This is a genomic window from Pedobacter sp. 01N416, assembly GCF_056399685.1.
The window spans coordinates 1-1694 of record NZ_JBFTRT010000807.1; the positions used below are offsets into that span (position 1 = coordinate 1).

The 1694-nt window shown below is 38.5% G+C and carries 2 protein-coding genes; both read right to left on the bottom strand.

Annotated elements, in window-relative coordinates; all coding sequences use genetic code 11:
• Nucleotides 1-589 (bottom strand): flavodoxin-dependent (E)-4-hydroxy-3-methylbut-2-enyl-diphosphate synthase (locus tag AC1DND_RS27365; protein WP_477585942.1); only part of this gene is annotated, 589 nt, incomplete at its 3' end.
• A 93-nt stretch (nt 590-682) separates the two neighbouring features.
• A partial coding sequence (locus AC1DND_RS27370) for an alpha/beta fold hydrolase (RefSeq protein WP_477585944.1) occupies nt 683-1694 on the bottom strand: 1012 nt, incomplete at its 5' end.

Sequence of the window (1694 nt, forward strand, 5' to 3'; positions counted from 1 at the left end):
CTACCATTCCACGAGGGGTATCGCCATAATGACTCATAATCCTGTCAGAAAGCGATCCGTGATTAGTGCCAATGCGCATGGCGGTACCATACTCTTTACAGATTTTAACTAAAGGGATAAATTTTTTGTAAATCCGGCTTAACTCTGCATTGTAAGCATCCTGTGTATATTCTAGATTCTCGAACTTCTTTTTATCTGCATAATTGCCTGGGTTAACCCTTACTTTTTCTACAATGCGCGCAGCCATTTCGGCAGCATTCGGCGTAAAATGGATATCAGCAATTAATGGCACATTATAACCTCGGAAACGCAGTTCTTTTTTAATATTGGCCAGATTTTCGGCTTCTTTAATGCTCGGTGCGGTAATACGAACATACTCACAGCCAGATTCTACCATGCGGATCGTCTGTTCTACAGTACCTAAAGTATCCATGGTATCGGTAGTAGTCATCGATTGAATCCGGATTGGATTGTGCCCGCCTAAAGCAATATCACCTATGTTAACTTCTCGGGTTAAATACCTCGAATAAGTTGTTAAACTGTTGCAATATCCGCCTGCCAGATCATGTTTTGCCAATAAATTTTCCATCTGTTTGCAAAGATAAGGATTGTTGGAATGTTTTAATGTTGGAATGTTGTAAAAGATAAAGTCAGGAAAGACCAACAACCTTAATTACATTTTTCATTTATCTAAAAAGGCAAGCACCTTAGTATTAAATTCTGAAACCATTTCTACAGGCACATAATGTGAAGCGCCCTTAAAAATAAATAGTTGCGATTTAGAGATGTTAGCCGCAATAAATTTAGTGTGCTTCTCTAAAATCATATCCTTCTCACCTGCCATTACCAAAACTGGTGCTTTAATCTTCTTCAGGTCAAAAGCAGTAATATGCGGTTCGGTAAGCAACATGGTAAATAACCTAACCTGATACTTAGATTTAACATCTTGTCTGGTTTTCAAACTTTCAATTGCTTTGCTAACCTCTTCTAAAGTACTGGTCGAAACTGCTTCATTTGGGTTTGTACATGCTCCGGTAACGGCGAGTTTCTTTATATATGTAGGATATTTAGCCGCCATGATCAACCCCGTATTTCCACCATCGCTCCAGCCTAAAATATTGGTTTTACTGATATGTAAAGAGTCAAGTAATGTTTTCATATCCTCGGCGTAGAGGTCATATGAAAGTGGCTGAGTACTGGAATCGGTACTTTTTCCTTGTCCACGGGTATCTACTGCAATAACCTTATAAATTTTTGAGAATGCTTTAATCTGTTTTTTAAAAACGCTGATCGATTGGCTGTTTCCATGTAATAATAACAGGGGCTCGCCTTTTCCATAGGTTTCGTAATACAGTTCGGCATCTTTCACTTTCACTCTGCCCGATGCCGTCGCATTACTGCCATAATTAATAGCTTGTGGGGCATTAGGATTATAATCTGGTTTTATTTTTGCCTGACTGATATCTACACCATCAATTAATATCTGAACATCATCAAGCCAGAGTTTGCCTGGACCGTAAAGCATAGGAAAAAGATAAATTTTTGTGGCCTCTTTTTGAAGGGGTAACTTTAGGCTATATTGCTTCCAGTCTTGCGTTCCGTATATCCTATTTGCTAGTAGATTGGTAAATTGTAACTTATCATTATCCTCATCATCAATTCTAAATGGAAAATCTGCATGTCCGGTAACATGC